General features: G+C 38.2%; 27 protein-coding genes and 1 riboswitch. Of the genes, 26 read left to right on the forward strand and 1 reads right to left on the reverse strand.

What is annotated here, in order from left to right:
• Nucleotides 1-10 precede the first annotated feature (10 nt).
• The 3 genes from BHU72_RS06225 to fur all read left to right on the forward strand — a co-directional run bounded on the left by BHU72_RS06225 (nt 11) and on the right by fur (nt 1,853).
• Entirely contained in the window at nt 11-583 is a 573-nt protein-coding gene (locus tag BHU72_RS06225) for an NUDIX domain-containing protein (protein ID WP_245671865.1), read from the forward strand.
• A gap of 78 nt (nt 584-661) precedes the next feature.
• Nucleotides 662-1,288: a stage II sporulation protein M gene (spoIIM, locus tag BHU72_RS06230; protein WP_069701773.1), complete on the forward strand. Its 627-nt coding sequence runs from the start codon at nt 662-664 to the stop codon at nt 1,286-1,288.
• A gap of 91 nt (nt 1,289-1,379) precedes the next feature.
• Nucleotides 1,380-1,853, forward strand: a complete 474-nt coding sequence (gene fur, locus BHU72_RS06235; RefSeq protein WP_069701774.1) for a ferric iron uptake transcriptional regulator — start codon at nt 1,380-1,382, stop codon at nt 1,851-1,853.
• Between the two features lie 64 nt (nt 1,854-1,917).
• Here the strand turns inward: fur and BHU72_RS06240 are convergent, their stop codons facing one another.
• Entirely contained in the window at nt 1,918-2,331 is a 414-nt protein-coding gene (locus tag BHU72_RS06240; RefSeq protein ID WP_176720420.1) for a c-type cytochrome, read from the reverse strand.
• A gap of 294 nt (nt 2,332-2,625) precedes the next feature.
• Here BHU72_RS06240 and BHU72_RS06245 point away from each other — a divergent pair, with 294 nt between their 5' ends.
• From BHU72_RS06245 to ribE, 23 genes are all read left to right on the forward strand, one after another.
• Complete coding sequence (locus BHU72_RS06245; RefSeq protein WP_069701776.1) at nt 2,626-2,823, forward strand: DUF4227 family protein; 198 nt, start codon at nt 2,626-2,628, stop codon at nt 2,821-2,823.
• Between the two features lie 81 nt (nt 2,824-2,904).
• A complete protein-coding gene (locus BHU72_RS06250) occupies nt 2,905-3,810 on the forward strand; it encodes a site-specific tyrosine recombinase (RefSeq protein WP_069701777.1) in 906 nt (301 codons plus the stop codon).
• Between the two features lie 31 nt (nt 3,811-3,841).
• Complete coding sequence (locus BHU72_RS06255; protein WP_069701778.1) at nt 3,842-5,014, forward strand: phosphopentomutase; 1,173 nt, start codon at nt 3,842-3,844, stop codon at nt 5,012-5,014.
• Between the two features lie 15 nt (nt 5,015-5,029).
• On the forward strand, nt 5,030-5,845 hold the full coding sequence (locus tag BHU72_RS06260) for a purine-nucleoside phosphorylase (protein WP_069701779.1): 816 nt from the start codon (nt 5,030-5,032) through the stop codon (nt 5,843-5,845).
• Between the two features lie 48 nt (nt 5,846-5,893).
• Entirely contained in the window at nt 5,894-7,225 is a 1,332-nt protein-coding gene (locus tag BHU72_RS06265) for a pyrimidine-nucleoside phosphorylase (RefSeq protein ID WP_069701780.1), read from the forward strand.
• A 77-nt stretch (nt 7,226-7,302) separates the two neighbouring features.
• Entirely contained in the window at nt 7,303-8,637 is a 1,335-nt protein-coding gene (locus tag BHU72_RS06270; RefSeq protein ID WP_218076108.1) for a GAF domain-containing sensor histidine kinase, read from the forward strand.
• Nucleotides 8,628-9,290 carry a response regulator gene (locus BHU72_RS06275; protein WP_069701782.1) on the forward strand — a complete coding sequence of 221 codons (663 nt, stop codon included), beginning with the start codon at nt 8,628-8,630 and terminating at the stop codon, nt 9,288-9,290. Before BHU72_RS06270 ends, BHU72_RS06275 begins: the two co-directional genes overlap by 10 nt.
• Before the next feature lie 46 nt (nt 9,291-9,336).
• A complete protein-coding gene (locus BHU72_RS06280) occupies nt 9,337-9,714 on the forward strand; it encodes a hypothetical protein (protein ID WP_069701783.1) in 378 nt (125 codons plus the stop codon).
• Between the two features lie 112 nt (nt 9,715-9,826).
• A complete protein-coding gene (locus BHU72_RS06285; RefSeq protein ID WP_069701784.1) occupies nt 9,827-11,104 on the forward strand; it encodes a D-alanyl-D-alanine carboxypeptidase family protein in 1,278 nt (425 codons plus the stop codon).
• Between the two features lie 160 nt (nt 11,105-11,264).
• Nucleotides 11,265-11,615 (forward strand): anti-sigma F factor antagonist, encoded by a 351-nt coding sequence (spoIIAA, locus tag BHU72_RS06290; RefSeq protein ID WP_069701785.1) that lies wholly within the window; start codon nt 11,265-11,267, stop codon nt 11,613-11,615.
• 21 nt (nt 11,616-11,636) lie between these two features.
• The gene (gene spoIIAB, locus BHU72_RS06295; RefSeq protein ID WP_069702032.1) at nt 11,637-12,059 is read left to right on the forward strand and encodes an anti-sigma F factor; all 423 of its coding nucleotides are present in this window, start codon (nt 11,637-11,639) and stop codon (nt 12,057-12,059) included.
• 8 nt (nt 12,060-12,067) lie between these two features.
• A complete protein-coding gene (sigF, locus tag BHU72_RS06300) occupies nt 12,068-12,790 on the forward strand; it encodes an RNA polymerase sporulation sigma factor SigF (protein WP_069701786.1) in 723 nt (240 codons plus the stop codon).
• Between the two features lie 58 nt (nt 12,791-12,848).
• On the forward strand, nt 12,849-13,454 hold the full coding sequence (locus tag BHU72_RS06305; RefSeq protein ID WP_069701787.1) for a stage V sporulation protein AA: 606 nt from the start codon (nt 12,849-12,851) through the stop codon (nt 13,452-13,454).
• Nucleotides 13,454-13,876, forward strand: a complete 423-nt coding sequence (locus BHU72_RS06310; RefSeq protein ID WP_069701788.1) for a stage V sporulation protein AB — start codon at nt 13,454-13,456, stop codon at nt 13,874-13,876. Before BHU72_RS06305 ends, BHU72_RS06310 begins: the two co-directional genes overlap by 1 nt.
• 37 nt (nt 13,877-13,913) lie before the next feature.
• Entirely contained in the window at nt 13,914-14,360 is a 447-nt protein-coding gene (gene spoVAC / locus BHU72_RS06315) for a stage V sporulation protein AC (RefSeq protein ID WP_069701789.1), read from the forward strand.
• A 1-nt stretch (nt 14,361) separates the two neighbouring features.
• On the forward strand, nt 14,362-15,378 hold the full coding sequence (gene spoVAD / locus BHU72_RS06320; protein ID WP_176720421.1) for a stage V sporulation protein AD: 1,017 nt from the start codon (nt 14,362-14,364) through the stop codon (nt 15,376-15,378).
• On the forward strand, nt 15,378-15,731 hold the full coding sequence (gene spoVAE, locus BHU72_RS06325; RefSeq protein WP_069701790.1) for a stage V sporulation protein AE: 354 nt from the start codon (nt 15,378-15,380) through the stop codon (nt 15,729-15,731). Before spoVAD ends, spoVAE begins: the two co-directional genes overlap by 1 nt.
• Before the next feature lie 35 nt (nt 15,732-15,766).
• Nucleotides 15,767-16,825 (forward strand): acyl-CoA dehydratase activase-related protein, encoded by a 1,059-nt coding sequence (locus tag BHU72_RS06330; RefSeq protein ID WP_069701791.1) that lies wholly within the window; start codon nt 15,767-15,769, stop codon nt 16,823-16,825.
• Nucleotides 16,767-17,888: a 2-hydroxyacyl-CoA dehydratase gene (locus tag BHU72_RS06335; protein WP_069701792.1), complete on the forward strand. Its 1,122-nt coding sequence runs from the start codon at nt 16,767-16,769 to the stop codon at nt 17,886-17,888. The genes BHU72_RS06330 and BHU72_RS06335 overlap by 59 nt, the downstream gene beginning before the upstream one ends.
• A gap of 1 nt (nt 17,889) precedes the next feature.
• A complete protein-coding gene (locus BHU72_RS06340; RefSeq protein ID WP_069701793.1) occupies nt 17,890-18,867 on the forward strand; it encodes an acyl-CoA dehydratase activase in 978 nt (325 codons plus the stop codon).
• A 176-nt stretch (nt 18,868-19,043) separates the two neighbouring features.
• Complete coding sequence (gene lysA, locus BHU72_RS06345) at nt 19,044-20,360, forward strand: diaminopimelate decarboxylase (protein WP_069701794.1); 1,317 nt, start codon at nt 19,044-19,046, stop codon at nt 20,358-20,360.
• A 37-nt stretch (nt 20,361-20,397) separates the two neighbouring features.
• Nucleotides 20,398-20,531: riboswitch (FMN riboswitch) on the forward strand.
• A 109-nt stretch (nt 20,532-20,640) separates the two neighbouring features.
• Complete coding sequence (gene ribD / locus BHU72_RS06350) at nt 20,641-21,753, forward strand: bifunctional diaminohydroxyphosphoribosylaminopyrimidine deaminase/5-amino-6-(5-phosphoribosylamino)uracil reductase RibD (protein ID WP_069701795.1); 1,113 nt, start codon at nt 20,641-20,643, stop codon at nt 21,751-21,753.
• Nucleotides 21,754-21,762: 9 nt separating this feature from the next.
• On the forward strand, nt 21,763-22,413 hold the full coding sequence (gene ribE, locus BHU72_RS06355; RefSeq protein ID WP_069701796.1) for a riboflavin synthase: 651 nt from the start codon (nt 21,763-21,765) through the stop codon (nt 22,411-22,413).
• Nucleotides 22,414-22,415: the final 2 nt, after the last annotated feature.

Here is a 22,415-nt window from a genome sequence, read left to right on the forward strand (position 1 = left end):
GAATCATAGTATGGAAGAAAAACGCATAAAACGCCAACCAGTTTTTGATGGGAAATTGATAAAAGTGTATCAGGATACAGTACTACTTCCCAATGGCAAAGAAGCCAATCGTGAGGTCGTCGAACATCCAGGCGCTGTAGCAGTATTAGCAATTGACGAGCAAGGGCAAATCATAATAGTGAAACAATACCGTTACCCAATGGCACAAATATCTTTGGAAATTCCCGCGGGAAAATTAGAAGAGAATGAAGATCCACTAGAATGTGCGAAACGCGAGTTAACAGAAGAAACAGGATACATAGCAAATGCATGGAAAAAGATCATGACGCCTTATACTTCCCCTGGGTTTGCCAATGAAGTAATCCATATCTATCTAGCGCAGCAACTTGAGCAAATCGGTGCAAGCCCTGACGAGGATGAATTTGTAGAGTGTATTCATATAACGTTAGAAGACGCCTTACACATGATAGACACACAGGAAATACGAGATGCAAAAACGATTACAGCGCTATTATGGTGGAGTACACAAAATTCCCATTTTCAGACAGAGATGAATATATTGGCGGAGTCTATGGAAAGGTGAAATCTTAATACTTATAAATTTCAGTGTCATAATGGTTGTCCTCCATTCATAAAGTAAGAGTAAATGGGAGGGACAAACATGATTAGTAGAATCTTTCAATCGACACATAGATTTGTCAGTAATCATATACTTATCTTTATCTTTCTTTTGGTGCTTTTCTCTATTAGTATCCTCTTTGGTACACTTGTGGTACAAGCATTGCAAAGCAATCAAAAAAACGAGTTATATATGTATTTCAATAGTTTTATTAAATACAGTCATCAACATCAATTATCTACCAATCAAATCCTATGGGAAGCCCTTGGCCAAAATATTAAATTTATCGGTCTTTTATGGATCCTCGGTTTGTCAGTGATTGGATTGCCATTTATTATATTAGTTGTATTTGTGAAAGGATTTTCGATTGGATTTACAACAACGTTTTTGCTTGAACAATACTCTTACCAGGGCATGAAGTTAGCGTTAGGGGCAATATTGCCACAGAATCTAATTATGGTACCAGTCACTATATTGGTAGGAGTGTCAGGCATAGTATTTTCCATACAATTAATACAAAATCGTATCGTACAAGCTGGCGAACCATTGTTTTCGAAATTTTTACAATATATATTAATTATGGTTATAAGTATTGTGTTAGTCCTGCTTGCGTCAATGTACGAAGCATATTTAGCACCATATTTTTATAAACTCTTGGAATTTGTTTGAGTTATTGGTAAAAATATTTTATAATGGACACATAAATGTAGACATTGTAGATATTAGCTGTCGCATTTGCTATCGACTGGAGGGAAGGCCCTTGAATGAGAAACTACATGAAATAAAGAAAATGTTGCAAGAAGATGGTTATAAACTTACTCCACAACGGGAAGCAACTGTCCGAATTTTACTAGAAAAGGATAAAGAACATTTAAGTGCAGAAGACATTTATATGCTAGTGAAAGACAAAGCCCCAGATATAGGACTAGCTACTGTGTATCGTACATTAGAATTATTAAGTGAGCTGCGTATTGTACATAAGTTGAATTTTGGTGATGGAGTAGCTAGATATGAAATCACCAGCGATGATGAAGGACATCATCACCACCATATTGTTTGCCTGGAATGTGGGAAGTTAGAAGAGTTTGAAGACGATTTATTAGAGGAAATTGAGAAAAGAATCGAGTCTACTAAAAATTTCCAAATAGTAGATCATAGACTTAGCTTCTTTGGATACTGCAAAGACTGCAAAGACAAGCCTAAGAGCGAACGCCCGAAGATGAAAATTGAATAAATACATACATTCGATTATGCGAAAAAACAAGCAGGAAATGAATCCTTGCTTGTTTTTTGTTATTTCAATAGATTTCCTGCTTGAGGGTAAATAAGTGCTCTTTGAGAATATCTTTTAGATATAAATATAGAATCTCGATTTCCTGGTCAGAAAGAATGTGCCCGTAAACTGGCATGTGTCCTTGGCCGTAGTTGATGACTTGAACAGCCTGGTCAATGGGTAGTGGAGTCAAGTTTACTTGGCGGCTTTCAAAAGATACAGTGAGTTGTGGGACGAGATCATGACAATTTCTACAATTTTTATTGAAGAGATCTTGCCCTGTATTCGTTGTAACTTCTGTCTCTATAGATGCTTTGCATATATTCGTTGGTTGAAATTCAGAAATATGTATTTCTTGAATCTCAGGTGGAATAGAAACGTTTTCTTCGTATCGAAGAGAAGAGCTAGACGCTGAGTAAGAACCTAAAACATAAATCACTATACATAGAAATGAACCGTATAGACCCAAATATTGAAGTTTCCTCAAGATTTCACCCGTCTCTTTAAGAAAGTGGTACTGCATAATCATTAACTTTCTAACTTAGAACACTATTAAGTCTACAAGAATTATAAAAAAGTGTAAATGATTATGAACTATAAATCATATTTAGCAAATGCCTTAAAAAGACTTCTAGTTTAATTTCTATCGAATATTTATAAATGGATAACGGTAGAAAGGACTGTTTCCATGAAACGACTAAAAATATTTAAATGCTTTGTGAAGGACAGCCTAATGTTTTTTGTAACTTTTTTCACATTAACGTTTGTCATCTACCTAGTACTGAATTTAACAGTAGGATATATAATGCCGTACGATCGCTATCAAGAACCGTATGGGAGGGCTGTTAAAGTCGCTTCTCATGAAGATTCGACGCAACCAATGGAGCGCGTTCTCTATCATTGGAAACATTTTATGATATATGGTGAATAAATGAACTTGCAATAAAAAGAAGGAAAAGTACATTGATGTGTTGAATTATGTTAATAAAGAAGTATTAAAGGAGTATGTGTTATGAATACCTATTGCACAATAGAATTAGAAAAGTGTGTCGAGGACTTTTTTGAATATTTAACACAAGAAAGAAACCTTGCTAAGAATACATTAGACTCCTATTCGCGTGATATTAAGCAATACATCCTATTTGTAAATACGAATGGTATGAGTAGTCAGTGGCATGGGAAACGTGCTGTCTATGATTATCTTAAATTACTTCAAAAAATGGGTAGAGCAGCGGCTACTGTAAATAGGAACCTAGTATCTTTAAGGGCGATGTTTCAATATTTATTGCGTAAGCAAATTGTTGAGCAAGACCCAACTTTAGACTTCGAATCTACGAAAGTAGAGAAAAAACAAACATCAGCTTTAACAATTGAAGAAATTAATGAAATTCTAGTAAAGCCTGATATGAGCACTTCTATGGGAGTACGTGACAAGGCGATGTTAGAATTGTTGTATGCAACAGGTCTTAAAGTTTCAGAACTTGTTGCCTTGAATATCTTTGATATAAATATCACTTCAGGATATATTTATTGTCGTTCAACAGGTAAAGAAAGAATTATCCCAATGGGTAAGAATGCGACTTTAGCGCAAGAGCAATACCTACAAGAACGAAGAAGACACTTTTTACGATCTGACGAAGAACAAGCCTTTTTCCTCAATAATCACGGTCAACGATTATCCAGACAAGGGTTTTGGAAGATTCTAAAAAAATATTCAGATATTGCAGATATTAGTAAGGAGATTACACCCCATTCGTTACGTCAATCATTTGCAACGCATCTGATTGAAAGTGGTGCTGACTTACATGCTGTAAAGGAAATGTTAGGTCACTCCGACATTGCCTCGACGCAAGTATACAAACATCACGTGAAACTAAAACTAAAGGAAGTATATAGCAGTCATCATCCCCGAGCTTAAACTTGGGGATGTCTTTCATAGGAGGGTTCGTATGAAAAGATTTGAAAGAGTCATTTTGCTGGTTTTGGATAGTGTTGGAGTGGGTGCACTTCCTGATGCGAATAAATACGGGGACGAAAGTGCGAATACGTTGGCAAATGTCGCGACATACGTAAAGGGATTACATTTACCTAATTTACAGGCACTTGGGCTAGGGAATATCATTTCTATACAGGGATTACAACTAAGCGAAGAGCCACAGGGACATTATGGGAAAATGGCAGAAGCATCTGTCGGGAAAGATACAACTACAGGACATTGGGAGATTGCAGGGTTGAAGACGGACATTCCTTTCAATACGTATCCGAATGGCTTTCCAGAGGAGATTATCAAACCTTTTTGTGAGGCGATTGGTAGAAATATTCTAGGAAACAAGACTGCTAGTGGAACGGACATTATTAACGAACTAGGCGAAGAGCATATGCGAACAGGAGCGCCAATTGTATATACTTCTGCTGATAGCGTGTTCCAAGTAGCTGCGCATGAACAAGTGATACCATTGGATGAGTTATATCGTATATGTAAAGTGGCGAGGGAGCTATTAGTTGGCGAGTATTCTGTTGCAAGGGTTATAGCCAGACCATTTATTGGTAGTGCTAATGCCTTTCAACGGACACCGAATCGGAAGGATTTGTCCGTATTGCCCCCTCAGCCTACAATCTTAGATCATGTGGTAGAATCGAATCATGAAGTGATTGGAATAGGAAAAATATACGACATTTTTGGTGGACAAGGGGTTTCGACAAGCTATAAAACCGTTAGCAATTATCACGGTTTAGAAGTGTTAGAGCAAGAACTCATGAAGGATACGAAAGGCCTTATATTTACGAATCTCGTTGATTTTGACATGATGTTCGGCCATCGTAATGACCCAGTAGGGTACGCAAAGGCTTTAGAGGAAGTAGATGATTTTATACCTAGAATCCTTCGGAACCTAAATGACACAGACCTGTTAATCATCACAGCAGATCATGGTTGTGATCCTACACACGCAGGTACGGACCATACGAGAGAATATGTTCCGATTATTGTCTATCACAACAATATAGCGGTAGGAAACGATTTAGGGATTAGAAGTTCTTTCTCAGATATTGCTGCTACGATTTCGGAGGCATTACAAGTGAAACGACCAGCCAATGGAACAAGTTTTTACGCTAATATTTAGGAGGATATTATAGAGATGACTTATATCGAACAATTAAATGAAGCAGTTGAATATATTCAAAGCAAACTCACTCAAAAGCCAGAAGTTGCATTGATTTTAGGCTCTGGACTAGGAGTATTAGCAGATAATATACAGGGAATAGAACTCCCTTATAACGAAATACCGCACTTCCCAGTATCTACTGTTGAAGGGCACAAAGGTCAATTCGTGATTGGAGAACTTGAAGGCAAACAGGTCATAGCCATGCAAGGAAGATTTCATTACTATGAGGGGTACGATTTAGCAGCAGTAACTTTTCCAATTCGTGTGTTGAAACTGTTGGGAGTAGATACAATGATTGTGACAAATGCTGCTGGTGGGGTGAATAAAGAATACCAACCAGGGGATTTGATGTTGATTGCAGATCATCTTAACCTGACAGGGCAAAACCCTTTAATAGGCCATAATTTGAATCAATTCGGACCTCGCTTTCCTGATATGTCAAATGCATATGATAAGCAACTAAGAGAAAAGGCTAAAGTCATTGCCGAATCTCAAGGACTCCATGTAAGAGAAGGAGTGTATGCTGGAATGACGGGGCCTAGCTATGAAACTCCAGCAGAAATACGTATGCTCCGAACAATCGGCGCAGATGCCATTGGGATGTCGACAGTACACGAAGTCATTATTGGTGTTCATAGTGGGATAAAGGTGTTAGGAATATCATGTATCTCAAATATGGCTGCTGGAATTTTACCGCAACCATTATCGCATCAAGAAGTGATTGAGACAACAGAACGAGTGAAAAATCATTTTATACAATTCGTTCGAAGCTTTATTGCTAATATGTAATATTAAATGCCTAGAAAATAACATAACCTGTAAAAAGGATGATTCCTCATGCGAATGTACGACATTATTGTTAATAAGAGAGATGGCCTTCGACTCACAGAAGAGGAAATTCACTATTTCATACAGAATTATGTACATGGTAAGATACCAGATTATCAAATATCAGCATTATTGATGGCTATATACTTGAACGGAATGACTTCTGAAGAGACGGCTCAATTAACATTGGAAATGGTGAAATCCGGTGATACAATCGATTTGAGCCGAATTAGTGGATTGAAAGTAGATAAACACAGTACTGGAGGCGTTGGTGACAAAGCAACTTTAATTGTTGCTCCAATTGTCGCTGCTTGTGGACTACCAGTAGCAAAGATGTCTGGACGGGGACTTGGACATACGGGTGGAACCATTGATAAACTAGAATCTGTCACAGGATTTCGTGCGGAATTAACAGTTGATCAATTTATTGAACAAGTCAACGAAAAGCGATTAGCGATTGTAGGACAATCAGGGAATTTAACCCCTGCAGATAAGAAGCTATACGCTCTTCGTGATGTAACAGCTACTGTTGATTCAATCCCTCTTATTGCTAGCTCTATCATGAGTAAGAAGATAGCAGCTGGTGCGGATGCCATCGTATTAGACGTTAAAGTTGGTAGTGGCGCTTTTATGAAAACGTTCGATGAGGCTGTTAAGCTATCGAAAGAAATGGTTGCAATCGGAGAAAATCTAGGGCGTTCTACTGTAGCCATAATTAGCGATATGGATCAGCCATTAGGATATGCTGTCGGGAACTCTTTAGAAGTATACGAAGCAATTCAAACACTTAAAGGCAATGGTCCTCAAGATCTTTTAGAAGTGTGTATCAAGCTCTCATCCTATATGTTATTATTAGGTCAACTTGCTAACAATGAAGGTGAGGCCGAAGTAATGGCAACACAGGCGATTGATGATGGCAGTGCATACGCATGCTTTTTAGAGTTTATGCAGGCCCAGGGTGCAGATTTACAGATTCTAATTAACCAAGAGGAGTCTTTAATCTCAAAAGAAAATTGCAAGATAATCACAGCAAAACATTCAGGATTTATTCAGCATATTTCAGCATCACAAATTGGACACGCCTCTATGATTTTAGGCGCAGGCCGAGAAACGAAAGAAAGTGCGATTGATTATTTTGCAGGCGTTAGGCTTTTAAGAAAGCCAGGAGAGTTTGTGCAAGTGGGTGAGCAGATAGCAGAGGCATATTCCACTAAAGCTGATATTGGGCAAGCACTATCCTTGATTCAGCAAGCATACATAATTGGAGATCATAGCATCGATCAACCAGCATTGATCAAAGCAATTATTACAAAAAGAGAGATAGAGAGTAGAAAAATCTAAAAAAAATTGAGGAAAAACAATATGTTAGGCAGGTTTTTGCGATGAAGAATAATCCTATAACCATCCTCCTGATCATAGTGGCAATATTTGTGGCTTTAATAGAATTTCTAAGGTATCAAATTACAATTAATATTGATGCCCAAAGCTTCCCGCCGTATTATATTGCGCTAGTTACAGGTGTTCTACTTGCTGTAGGAAACTATATTATACTGAACAAACTTCTTAAAAAGTACATAGAACAACAGGCAAAGTTAAAGCAAACAGAGTCTCTATATAAGTTAGGGATTGAGCTAGGCTCTTTTCGAGATGTAGCAAGTAATTTAGAAATAGCGGTGAAACAAGTGTTAGACTTATTGAAGACAGACTTTGTTGCTCTTGCCTTATATAATCAACGAAAAAACGAAATACAATGGCGCTTTGTAGCTGGTAATAAGACGGATAAACACAAGATGATTCGCCATAAGAAGGGTGAAGGTGTAGCGGGTCTTTGTATAGAACGAAGGACGATAGTGAAAGTAGAAGAGTATCCTCACAAGATACCATTACCTACCGCTGATAACATGCCAATTATGAAAGTGGAAAAACTAGTATCGGGGATTGCTGTTCCTTTAACATATGAGGAGCAGATTTACGGAGCGATTTTCATTGCTCATCGTAAATTTTATCAATATAATGATGATGAAATCTTTATTCTGTATGGAATTGCCAATCAACTAGGCGTATTATTGGAACATTCGCGTTTATATCAAGAGATAGAAAGCCTAGCAACTGTTGCAGAGCGTGAAAGATTAGCACGGGAAATACACGATGGGGTTGCACAGACCATTGGATATGTAAAGTTACAATTAAAAAAGCTACAACGACTTCTAGAAGAAGAAAAAATTTCAGATGCGAAAGTTATTATGAAGGATATTACGGACGCCATTGAACAATCCTATGAGGAAGTCAGAGACTCGATTCACGGATTAAAAGATAAAGAGCTTTTCTCTAAAGGCTTGCATCATTGGATTGGGGTTCATGCGAAGAATTATGAAAACCAACATAAAATTCAGGTAGAAGTTGATTTCTTAGATCAGACGACAAGTCAGTTATCGGAGATAGCAAAAATTCAAATTGGACGAATCATTCAAGAAGCGTTAAATAACATTCGCAAACATGCTCAAGCTACTCAGGTAAAGATAACAGTGGGTAGGGATGAGAATAATCAAACGTTCATAGAAATCGCAGACAATGGTAAAGGATTTGACTGTAATGGATCCCCAGAAGGACATTATGGGCTGACAATCATGGAAGAAAGAGCGAATTCAATTGGCGGGACAATGGTGATAGAGTCTGCCAAAGGTAAAGGAACGAAGGTCATTGTAAAAATTCCACATAGTGAAAATGAGAGGAGAGATTTTTCATGGATTTAATCCGCGTGTTGTTAGTTGATGATCACATATTATTTCGTAAAGGTTTAGTTAATATCTTAAATGAAGAACAAGGCATAGAGGTTGCCGGTGAAGCTAGTAATGGTGAAGAAGCAATTGAAAAGGCTAGAGAGCTCATGCCAGACGTCATCTTAATGGACATCAATATGCCTAAATACAATGGTTTAGAGGCGACGAAAATTATTAAGTCGGAAATGCCATACGTGAAAATCGTCATGCTTACAGTTAGTGATGATGATGATAAGTTATTTGAGTCCATTAAAGCAGGCGCACAAGGCTACCTTTTGAAAAATTTAGAACCTGAAGATCTTGTCACATACTTATTAGGTGTGATGCGTGGGGAAACACCGATTTCTGGCTTGATGGCTACTAAGATATTTGAACACTTTACAGATGGTCAATTTTCTAGTGAGCCTAAGATAGAGCGCGAAAAGAAGCCTTTGACAAAAAGGGAAATTGAAGTATTACAACTAGTTATTCGCGGTGCGACGAATCGAGATATAGCGACTGAATTACATATTTCTGAGAATACAGTAAAAAATCACTTACGTAACATAATGGAGAAACTTCATATGCAAAATCGCATCCAGGCAGCAACCTATGCATTAAAAGAAGGCTTGATAAGGGATGTGTAGGCTTCAGTGAACCAAACAACAACTTTTGTTAATGGAGTGAAATAGTATGGAGAAGCCGATTCGTGTAATGATGGCCTTTACAAATCCATTATTGGTACGAGCGATCCGGGATGTACTTGGAAATCTAGCTGCTTTTGAATTACAAGAGGGAAAGCTATCCGCGATTTCCTGCGACGATATCGAAGAGATAGATGTCATTCTTTGTGAAACAGAATCTCTAGCTTTATTTGAACAGCAACACGTATGTCTAGCACCTAAGACGTTAGGAATCAGTGTGTGGAATAATATGATTTCTGTTTCCAAAGGAGATTTGCAATCCTATGATGAACTAGATGAAATCATTGCATATATTGAAAAGATTGCCGCTCTGAAAAACGTTGAAGAGCGCTGTACGGATTGTAATACTGATAAGGTAAAGCATTAAAAAAAACACTGCATAATAGCAAAATTTCTAAAACGCACATTTTGTGCGTTTTTTTTTGTTATAAAAAATCCTAAGTCGGTACAAACTAATATTTGACAAAGGAGGCAAAGATATGAGGAAATATACAAAAATTATAGTAGCTAACTTATTATGTTTTATCTTAATCGTCTCAAATCTTACAGTTGTTAGCGCAGAAGCTAATAAAACGGAAGGTGCATTAGCTGAGCTTGCATCAAATGCTAAATCAGCTGTCTTAATGGATTCTTATACTGGTCAAATTATGTTTGAGAAAAACAGCCATCAAAAGCTTCCACCAGCATCTATTACAAAGGTAATGTCGATTCTATTAATAATGGAAGCATTAGAACAACAAGCTCTTTCTCTTACTGATGTAGTAACAGCAAGTGAAAACGCATCTGCTATGGGTGGTTCACAGATTTTTCTAGCGACGAATGAGCAAATGACAGTGGAAGAAATGCTGCGAGGAATTACTATTGCATCAGGGAATGACGCAACAGTAGCTATGGCAGAGCACTTAGCTGGCACGGAAGCAGAATTCGTCAAAATGATGAACCAAAAAGCAAAAGAACTTGGTATGAAGAACACGAATTTCATGAATAGTCATGGGCTACCACATGAATCACATTATACAACAGCGTTTGATATAGCGATTATGTCACGAGAGCTATTAAGGAAGTATCCACAAATTACTATGTATACGAGTATTTACAGTGATTATTTAAGAAAAGACACAGATCGTCCTCTATGGTTAGTCAATACAAACCGTCTCGTGAAGTTTTACGAGGGAGCTGATGGATTAAAAACTGGATATACGAGTGAAGCGAAGTACTGCTTGTCTGCCACAGCCAAAAAAGACAATTTACGCGTCATTGCAGTCGTGATGGGTGAGCCAACTTCGAAGATGCGGAGTCAAGAAGTATCAGAGATGTTCAATTATGCGTTTAGTAAATATAAGAGCGAGCCAATTATTAAAAAGGGTGAATTCGTTAGTGAGCTTTTTGTAAATAAAGGGCAATCGAATCGAGTAAACATTGTAGCTGAAGATGACCTACTTCTGTTACTTAAGAAAAGTGAGAATACATCTACATTTACGAAAGAGATTTTCGTGCCTGAACATATAAATGCTCCTGTGAAAAAAGGGGAACCAATCGGATACATAGCCATCCAAAATGGAGACAAAGAAATGGCAAGAATTTCACTAGTTGCCGAAACAGATATTGAAAAAGCAAGCTTTATGAAGATGAGTATGAGGTCAATCGGTTATTGGTTTAAGCCTAGTGCTAAGTTACTTGGAAACAAAGCTGAAATCGGAGAAACACAATTGGAAGAGAATGAGAAACAACAAACAGAACCGTCAGCTAATAAATAGGGTTCAAATCGGGACGCAAAACTTGTCGCGAAGTGTCGAAATTGACACTTCGCAATTTTCGTTCCTTGACGAATTAGATAATGTTTTGACTAGTTTTGTCGACAGGCAGGAAAACAAAAAATCAATGTAGAATGGAGGATAGAAAAGGAGGAATACATATATGAATTTAACGGTCAGCCATAAGAATTCCCAAGACAGTCTAATAGTTTATTTAAGTGGTGAATTAGATCAACATACTGCCGATATAGTTCGTTCAGCGATTGAAAAAGAATGGACGAAGAAGCTAGCGAAACACATAGTACTGAATTTAGAGAATCTGACGTTTATGGATTCTAGTGGTCTAGGTGTCATTTTGGGCAGATATAAGCAGGTCAATAATGATGGGGGAAAACTAGTAATTTGCTGCATTAATAGACAAGTAGATAAAATAGTGGAGCTATCTGGATTAAAGAAGATCATGAGTTTCTACGAAACAGAAACAGATGCACTGAAGGCACTTGGGGAGGAGTAAACAGTGGAACAGACAAATAAAATGCAGTTAGCTTTTTCTAGCATATCGGGGAATGAGAGTTTTGCAAGAGCTACAGTAGCTGCTTTTGCAGCAAAATTAGATCCGACAGTGGAAGAACTTGAAGATATTAAAACGGCAGTATCGGAAGCAGTTACGAACGCAATCATTCATGGGTACAATCGTCAGTCAGGTTTTGTATATATAGAAGCAACAATTGATAGTGATGGAATAGAAATAATAATCCGTGACGAAGGTTGTGGGATTCAAAATGTCGATGAAGCAAAAGAAGCAACTTATACTTCGCGACCAGACTTAGAACGTTCAGGAATGGGTTTCACAATCATGGAGCACTTGATGGATGAAATGGAAGTATTATCAGTGTTAGATAAAGGTACGCAGATTAAGATGCGTAAAAAGATTAAAAAGACTGCTCCAACGAATTAGGTGAGGATATGTACTTAAAAGATGAAGAGTTAAAAGAATTAATTGTAAGGAGCCAGGCAGGTGACCACGAGGCAAAAGATCGAATCGTAAATACGAATTTACGATTAGTTTGGTCTGTTGTGCAACGCTTTATTAACCGTGGGTATGAACCGGATGATTTATTTCAGATTGGCAGTATTGGACTGATTAAAGCGATTGATAAATTTGACTTATCCTATGAAGTGAAATTCTCTACGTATGCGGTTCCTATGATTATCGGAGAAATTCAAAGATTCATTCGTGATGATGGATCTATAAAAGTTAGTCGTTCGATCAAAGAGCTATCGCAAAAAGTAAAAAAAGCTAGGGATCATTTATCAAAGACCCTATCGCGAACTCCGAAGATTAGCGAAATAGCGGAAGAGCTTGGTGTTACATCGGAAGAAGTAGTGTTTGCGTTAGAAGCAAATAAACAACCAAAGTCTATCTACGAAACCGTTTTTGAAAACGACGGGGATCCAATATTATTAATGGACCAAATCACTGATACCGATGAGAATAAATGGTTTGACAAACTAGCATTAGCAGAAGTAATAAAAGATCTTCCAGAACGAGAAAAACTCATTATATATTTGCGATATTTTAAAGATCAGACGCAGACTGAGGTAGCCAATCGTCTTGGAATTTCCCAAGTACAAGTCTCAAGACTAGAAAAGAAAATACTCAATCATATTAAAGAACAAATTAGTTGAATAGGATCATAGTCTTAACAAATACTAAACCTACAGTTTTCTGACTGGAGGTTTTTTTATGTCCGAAATTGTCTTGCAGATGAAACAAAAGATTGTGATTGCCCCTCAAGTGATAAATCTATATGTAAAAGATATTGCAAGGGTTACTGCAACCAATGCATGTATAGTTGGTGAAGTTAAAGTCTATACTTTAACTGAGGAAGATGGAAATATCTGTGTCATTTCTGCACTCGATGTCATAAAAGAAATATCGATTGCAATACCGAATTCTAATATTAATTTAATAGGTGCAGACCATATAATCGTAGAGAAGACAAATGAGAAGAAATCTACAAATGTCTTTTTCGTAGGATTAGCATGGCTAGTTTTGTTTTTTGGTGCTGGACTCACAATCATGAACTTTCATGAAGATGTAAGTATGAAGGAAGTCCATCAAAATTTACATTTTCTTTTATCCGGGGAAGAAAATGATAACCCTTACTGGCTACAAATTCCATATTCTTTAGGGGTTGGCCTAGGGATGATTATATTTTTTAATCACTTATTTAAAAAGAAGATTACAGAAGAGCCTAGCCCTTTAGATGTTGAAATGTTCTTATATCAAGAGAATGTGGATAAATATCTCATAAAAAAACAAAAAAACAGTAGCAAGGATTCTAATTGATGGTCATTATCATAACGGAAATCTTAGTCGGATTTGCCAATGGAATTGCTGTTGGTGGGGCTTTAGCGGCTGTATTGACGGTATTAGATATCCTGCCTAGACTGGCACAGTTAACAAAAACGGAAAGTACAGTCAATCGTTATGCAACAGCTACTATATTTGGAGCTGTGACATGGACCGTATGTGATTTTTTCACTTTGCAAATCCCTACCGGATTTATCGGACTCTTCACGTTTGGATTATTTAGTGGAGTATTTATCGGGCTACTAGCCGCAGGGTTAACAGAGGTCTTTAATTTATTGCCAGTCATGACGAAACGCCTGAGAATGACGGATTATATGATTCATTTTGTATTTGCTCTAGTATTAGGGAAAGTCTCTGGGGCATTATTCTATTGGGTTATATATGTGAATATCAAATGAATCACAATCACCAACATCAAGATGTGGAGGTAGAACAATGGAGAATAACCCTCAAAAGTATCAGACCTTAACGAAGCAATTATCGCCTAAGCCACCGATTCTACGAAACGTAGCTGTAGCCTTTGTTGTCGGAGGTCTTATCTGTATGTTTGGACAATTTGTACAAAACATTTTTCTTACGTATTTTAATTTTACACCAGAAACAGTGGGGAATCCTACGGTTGCAGTCATGATTTTCATTGCTGCCTTACTGACTGGCTTAGGAGTTTATGATAAATTAGGACAATTTGCAGGTGCGGGTTCAGCAGTTCCCGTGACAGGCTTTGCCAATTCTATTACCTCTGCAGCAATGGAGCATCGATCAGAAGGATTGGTGTTGGGTGTTGGTGGAAATATGTTTAAGCTCGCAGGATCAGTTATAGTATTTGGTGTTGTCGCTGCTTTCTTCATTGCTTTAATCAAAACGCTATGGAGGATGATCTAACTTGGGGAACAAAATAGGGAAACAGACATGGCACTATTCCAATGTTAACGTCATAAGCTATTCAAGTGTAGTTGGTGAAATGGAGTCTAAGGGGCCTTTAGCGAGTGACTTTGATGAACGATATGAAGATCAATATATGGGCCAAGACTCTTGGGAAAAGGCAGAAAGATTTCTGCTGGAAAGAAGTATAGACATTGCAATCAAAAAGGCAAATCTCGCAAAAACAGATATTGATGTGTTTTTAGCTGGAGATTTATTAAACCAGAATATAAGTGCTGGTTTTGCAGCTAGAACCTTAAGTCAACCGTATTTAGGCATATACGGCGCTTGCTCTACATCCATGGAAGGATTGTCACTTGCTTCCGCCATTGTAGAAGGCGGCTTTGGTAAATATGCGTTAGCCGCGACGTGTAGCCATAATGCTACGGCAGAAAGACAGTATCGTTATCCCACTGAGTATGGTGGCCAAAAACCTGTTACAGCACAATGTACAGTCACAGGTGCTGGATCCATTATTGTAGGTGCAACCCCAACGGATATTGCAGTTACATATTCGACGATTGGGAAGATTCAAGATTTAGGGGTAAAAAATCCGTTTGACATGGGGTCGGCCATGGCACCTGCAGCAGCACATACGATAGCTACACATTTACGTGACACAGGCAGATCTCCCGATGATTACGACTTGATTATGACAGGTGATTTAGCAAGCGTTGGACATCCAATTGCTAAAGAGTTATTAAAGCAAGAAGGAATTGCTTTATCTAATCAATTTTTAGACAGTGGGCTTCTGATTTACGATTTAAAGAATCAAGAAGCATTTGCAGGTGGAAGTGGCTGTGGTTGTTGTGCAACAGTCACCTATGGACATGTACTAAAGAAAATGGCAGCTGGAAAATTGAATAAAGTGTTAATAGTAGCAACAGGTGCCTTGTTAAGTCCAGTAAGTTATATGCAAGGAGAATCGATTCCTTGTATTGCACATGCAGTAGCAATTGAAAGGAAGGTGAATCCATAATGGGTACTTATTGGGCAGCGTTTTTAGTTGGAGGCTTAATCTGTGTCATAGGACAACTCATGATAGACGTTATTAAAATGACGCCAGCACACGTGATGAGTACTCTTGTAGTTGCTGGAGCAATTCTTGATGGATTTGGCTTATATGAACCACTGATTCAATTCGCTGGTGCAGGTGCGACAGTACCGATTACGAGCTTTGGTAATGCTTTAGTTCATGGTGCGATGGCGGAAGCAGAACGAAATGGATTGATTGGAATTGTTACGGGTATCTTTGAAGTTCCTAGTGCTGGGATTTCATCCGCAATTATCTTCGGGTTTTTCATGTCGCTCATATTTAAACCCAAGGGTTAATACATATAGGGAAAATACTAATAGGGGGGATATTAATGCTTAGAGTCGGAATACCTAAAGCGTTTCTATATCATAAATATTATCCAATGTGGCATACATTTTTTACGAAATTAGGCGTAGAGGTGGTTACGTCCTCGAATACGACAAAAGAAATTCTTAAAGAAGGCGTCATGAACACCATTGATGAGGCATGCTTGCCATTGAAACTGTACATGGGTCATATATTAGAACTATCAAAAATGAAAGTAGACTACATTTTTATCCCAAGATTCATTAGTGTCGAGCAATATCGATTTCTTTGTCCGAAATTTCTAGGGCTTCCGGACTTAGTGAAAAGCTCATTAAGAGAGCATGACCTGCCGCCTATATTAGAGCCAACCATTAACGTAAGGATTAACAAGAATGACTTTTATATGGAAGTATTGAAGTTAGCATCTAAGTTCAACAAGAGTCCAATTACTATCTATCAAGCAGTTTCTGCAGCCGTTGATATTCACAAAAAATTTAAAGCAGCCATTCACTCCGGTATGGACTATTCCAAAGCTTTACATCACTATAGTAAAGGGTTTCCGACATTGAAAAGTCAAGAGAAACGAAGCGATCAATCTTTAAGCATAGCTGTCATTGGCCATTCGTATATCATCCATGATTATCAAGTATCGATGAACTTGATTGAAAAATTAGAAGAATCTGGTTGCACGGTCAAAACAACAGAGATGTTAACGGAAACACAAATTGATGAAGCAACGAATCATTTACAAAAAGATTTGTTTTGGTCTTTGAACAGAGAATTAATCGGTGGAGCGTTCCACCATCTAGATCATAAAAATATTGATGGACTTATTCTAGTGAACGCATTTTCTTGTGGGCCGGATGCAATTACTAAGGAACTGATTGAGAGAAGATATAAACGCGAATCTGATATTCCAATCTTATCAATCACTGTAGATGAACACACGGGGGAAGCTGGGTTCATTACTCGCTTAGAGGCATTTATCGATATGATTAAGAGAAAAGCTAAAGGAGGTACAGTTGATGAAAGTGACATTTCCGCACATGGGCAGCTTTTACGTCGGGATGAAAGCGTTGTTTGAAGCATTAGACATAGAAGTGATTGTACCACCACCAATCACTAAGAAAACAATGAATTTAGGGAATGTACATGGTCCGGAGTCAGCGTGCTTGCCTTTAAAGATAAATCTTGGGAATTTTCTTGAGTCCATCGAAAAAGGGGCAGATACTGTTGTCATGGCAGGTGGACATGGACCATGCCGATTTGGATATTATGCGCAAGTGCATAGGGAAATTCTTAAGGATTTAGGTTATGACATTAATGTTATTGTCATTGAACAACCCCGTACCGGAAGACAAGAGTTCTTCCGAAGTATTAAAGCAAATTTCCCCAATAAAAGCTGGTATGCGATTCTTTCAGCCGTTTTTCACGGTTGGCAAAAAATTAAAATGTTAGATGAATTAGAAGAAATCATACTACGTAACCGAGCGTTCGAAGTGGAGTCAGGTGCTCATTCGAAGTTTTGGAAAAAGGCCGTTCGTTTAATTGATCAGACCAATGATAAAGAGTTAATGAAAAAGCTTTTTGGAGATCTTAAGCAAGAAGTAGAAGATATCCCGAAAAAGTGGAATCGTGAAGTATTACATATTGCGATTGTCGGAGAAATATATTTATTACTCGAACCATCGGCCAATCACAATGTGGAAGAAAAGCTCGGGAATTTAGGAGTAAGTATTACGCGTACGGAGTACGTAAGCGATTATATTAGCGAAAATGTATTTAAAACCAAGAATACAGGTGGCCACGAATTGTTTGCATCACGCTATTTGAAAAACAAGATTGGCGGTCATGGATATCATACCGTTGCAAATGCAGTGAAATATGCTCGCAAAGGGTATGATGGCATCATCCAAATTATGCCTTTTACTTGCACTCCAGAAATCGTGAGTATGTCAATCTTAAATGAAATATCGGAAAAAGAAGACATTCCTATACTCTCACTAATATTTGATGAACATTCTGGAGAAGCCGGTGTTGACACTAGAATTGAAGCATTCGTAGATTTAATTCGACGCAAGCAAAGAATAGCAGATGCCAATCCAAACCTGACAACACGTGAAAATTTAAGCTTGGAAGGAGTATAATATGAATATATATCTTGGAATTGATGTAGGATCAGTTAGTACTAATATTGTTGCTTTAGATGAATTAGGGAAAGTGATTGCATCCTTATATTTAAGAACGCACGGTAGACCTATTCAGACTGTGCAAAATGGTATGAAATTAATTATGAAAGAACTGCCAGAGGATGTAACAATTGCTGGTGTGGGGACTACCGGTAGTGCGAGAAACCTGACTAGCATTATTGCTGGGGGCGATGTTGTAAAAAATGAAATTACAGCCCATGCAGTAGCGGCACAACACTTGATTCCCAATGTAAGAACAGTGATAGAAATTGGCGGACAGGATTCGAAGCTGATTTTACTAGAAAACGGTATTATTACAGACTTTGCTATGAACACAGTATGTGCAGCGGGTACTGGCTCTTTTCTAGACCAACAGGCTGCAAGACTAGGTATACCAATTGAAGAATTCGGAACCTATGCTCTGCAATCGAAGGCGGATGTGAGAATTGCGGGTAGATGCGGCGTATTCGCAGAATCTGATATGATACACAAACAGCAAATTGGATGTAACATTGATGATATTATATACGGACTTTGTAAAGCATTAGTTAGAAACTATATTAATAACCTTGCAAAAGGCAAGAAGATAGTAGGTCCTGTGATATTCCAAGGCGGGGTGGCGGCGAATGCTGGATTGAAAAAAGCATTTGAAGAAGAGTTAGGGATAGAAATTCACATCCCTGAGTATTTTAATGTCATGGGGGCCATTGGAAGTGCTATTTTGGCGAAAGAAGAAGTAATGGTAACAAAGCGTACTAATTTCCGTGGATTCGAGTTAACAGATCGACAATTTGCTACCAAGGGCTTTGAATGTAAAGATTGCCCGAATGTTTGTGAAGTTATAGAGACAGTTATGGATGGTAACGTCATTGCATGCTGGGGCGATAAGTGTGGCAAGCATCAGAACAGCATAAAGCCAGACTATTTGAAAGCTTAAAGTTGAATATATAGAATTCATTGAAATATTTTAATCTTAATGTTAAAATAATTCACATGAATTCTTTCGTCATATATGAAACTTGGCGTAAGCCAAGTTTTCTTTAGTACCTAGATTTAAATCAATATCTAGTCGATTCAACGATACGAATAAATTGGGAGAAAAGGGGCGGTATTATGTATTTACATGGTACAAGCAAAATTAATGATAGAGGTCATCTGGATATCGGAGGCTGTGATACGGTTGATTTAGTGCAACAGTTTGGGACTCCTCTATATGTTTTTGATGAAGCTTTAATTCGCAAACAAATTCAGAATTATCACCAAGCCTTCCAAGAGTGTGGAGTGAAGTATCAAGTAGCCTATGCAAGTAAAGCTTTTTCTACGGTTGCTATGTATAAATTAGTTGAGCAAGAAAATATGTCTTTAGAAGTAGTGTCTGAAGGGGAATTACATACTGCAGTAAAAGCAGACTTCCCTAGAGACCGCATCCATTTTCATGGAAATAATAAAACCGTTTCCGAGATACAATACGGATTAAAAGAGAACATCGGTTGCTTTGTAGTTGATAATTTAGTGGAATTAGAGTTGCTAAATAAGGTAGCTCAAGAGATGGGTAAAGTAGCCAAAATTTTAATGCGTATTACACCAGGTGTTGAAGCACATACCCATGAATATATTCAAACAGGACAAGCAGATTCTAAGTTTGGATTTGATTTGAACAATGGTCAAGCGCGTCAAGGTGTTGAAGTTGTTCAAGCGCTAAAGAATCTTGAATTGATAGGTTTCCACGCACACATTGGATCGCAAATTTTTGATGTACGTGGGTTTGAAATGGCAGCAGAGAAAATGGTTGCATGGTATGCACAAGTGATTAAGGACTTTGATATCACAATTCGCGTTCTGAATCTTGGCGGAGGATTTGGTATTCGCTATAATAAAGCAGACGCACCTCTACCTGTCGCTGATTATATTAAGGCATTAGCACAAGCAATCCGTAATGATGTTGAGAAATTTGGAATTGACATGCCAGAGATTTGGGTAGAACCAGGTCGTAGTATCGTAGGCGAAGCTGGTACAACACTGTACACCATCGGAACCTCTAAAGATATCCCTGGAATCCGTCGTTATGTTGCAGTCGATGGAGGTATGACAGATAATCTTCGACCAGCAATGTATAAGGCGAAGTATGAAGCTATGATTGCTAACAAAGCAACAATAGCAGCAAAAGAAAAAGTATCGATTGCTGGTAAGTGTTGTGAAAGCGGAGATATGTTAATCTGGGATATAGACTTACCAGAAGCTACACCAGGAGATATATTAGCCGTATCATGCACGGGAGCATATGGTTACTCGATGTCCAACAACTATAATCGAATTCCACGCCCTGCTGTTATATTTGTCTACGATGGACAAGCGGATCTTGTGGTGGAGCGTGAGAGCCTTGATGATATTGTGAAGAACGACCGCATTCCACAAAGATTTAATCGATAGTAATCGATTGTAATAAGTTCTACTAATTTCATATTTTTTTGACTGTAGGGGCAGGGTGAAATTCCCGACCGGCGGTAACAGTATGAACTGAAGCCCGCGAACTACTTCATTGTAGTTGATTTGGTGAGAATCCAAAGCCGACAGTAAAGTCTGGATGAAATATCAGTCAAAAATCATGTAGAGCATATGTCTATTAATATGCTTTTCACATTGTATGATCAGCCCCAGAAATTTTTCTGGGGCTTTTATTGTCAGGACTAGTAAACAAAGGGGAGTACCAATGAACGATATTGATTATATGAACTTGGCCCTTACATTGGCAGAATCTGCCGAAGGTAGGACTAGCCCAAACCCGATGGTAGGGGCTGTTATTGTTAAGAATCAGCAGATTATTGGTATGGGAGCACATCTAAAAGCAGGAACTGAACATGCTGAAATTCATGCATTAAATATGGCAGGAAGTGCCGCTCATGGAAGCACAATGTATGTCACATTAGAGCCGTGTAATCATTTTGGCAAAACACCTCCATGCACACAAAGGATTATTCAAGAAGGTGTTCGGAAGGTGTATATTGCTACCCTCGACCCAAATCCATTGGTTTCTGGAAGAGGTGTTGCAGCGCTACAAGAAGCTGGAATTGAAGTAGTTGTTGGTTTACTAGCAGAAAAATCAATGAAAATGAATGAAATATTCAATAAATATGTAGTTTCAAAGATTCCATATATAGTCTTAAAAGCAGCAATTACGCTTGATGGCAAAATCGCTTCAAAATCTGGAGATAGTAAGTGGATAACCAACGAACTATCAAGAAACAAAGTACATCAATTGCGTAATCAGTTAGATGCGATTTTAGTTGGTGTGAATACAGTAAGTTACGACGATCCAATGCTGACGACTAGATTAGGTGAGGGTGGTCGGAACCCAATTCGCGTTATTCTCGATAGCCATTTAACAATTCAAGAGGATGCCCAAGTGTTAGACACTGATATTGCACCAACTCTAATTATTTGTACAGAACAGCGGGATCATGAGAAGGAGCAGAGATTGCTAGAGCGAGGCATCCAGATTATTATCGCTAAATCGCAGGATGGACAAGTGGATTTGCGAGATTGTCTGATACAACTTGGAGCTAGAGGGATTACAAGTATATTAGTAGAGGGTGGTAGTCGAACACACGGAAGCTTTTTGCGACAGCAGTTGTTCGATAAATTAGTCTTGTTTATAGCGCCAAAAATCATTGGCGGTAATGACGCTATATCTGTATTTGGAGGATCTAGCTTTCCTTCGATGAAGCAGGCGATTGAGTTGAAAAATATTGAAACGCGACATTATGGAGAAGATTTATGTATAATAGGCTATCCTAACTATATAACGGATGTTCAGGAAGGGTAGGTCGTAGAGATGTTTACTGGAATTATAGAGGAGATTGGTTATATACAATCCATACAAAACGCACAAGGTTTAGGGCGTAGAGTCACCATTCAAGCGAAAGAAATTTTACGAGATGTAAACTTAGGCGATAGTATTGCAGTGAATGGCATTTGCTTAACAGTTACCCAGTATAATCAGCAACAATTTTCAGTGGATGTAATGCCGGAGACAATGGAGCATACCAATCTTGGATTATTAAAAGCCAATAGCCCTGTGAACTTAGAGCGAGCCATGCAAGCAGGAGGCCGGTTCGGTGGACATATAGTAAGTGGTCATGTGGACGGCGTTGCAACTCTAGCTGAAAGAAAAACACTAGCAAACGCGATTATTCTCACCTTTCAAACGTTGGAAAATATGTTGCGCTACATGATACCAAAGGGTTCAATCACAATCGACGGCATTAGTTTAACTATTATTGAGGTTACGCATCAATCGTTTTCAGTGTCTATCATTCCACATACGAAAGACATCACCACCCTTGGCAAGAAAAAAGTAGGAGATATCGTCAATATTGAATGTGATATGATTGCGAAATATGTAGAACGCTTAGTAAGCTTTAAGGAACCCAAAGAATCAAAGAAGATCGATATGGACTATCTAGCAAAAATGGGTATGATATAAAT

Source organism: Desulfuribacillus stibiiarsenatis (assembly GCF_001742305.1).
GTDB lineage: Bacteria > Bacillota > Bacilli > Desulfuribacillales > Desulfuribacillaceae > Desulfuribacillus_A > Desulfuribacillus_A stibiiarsenatis.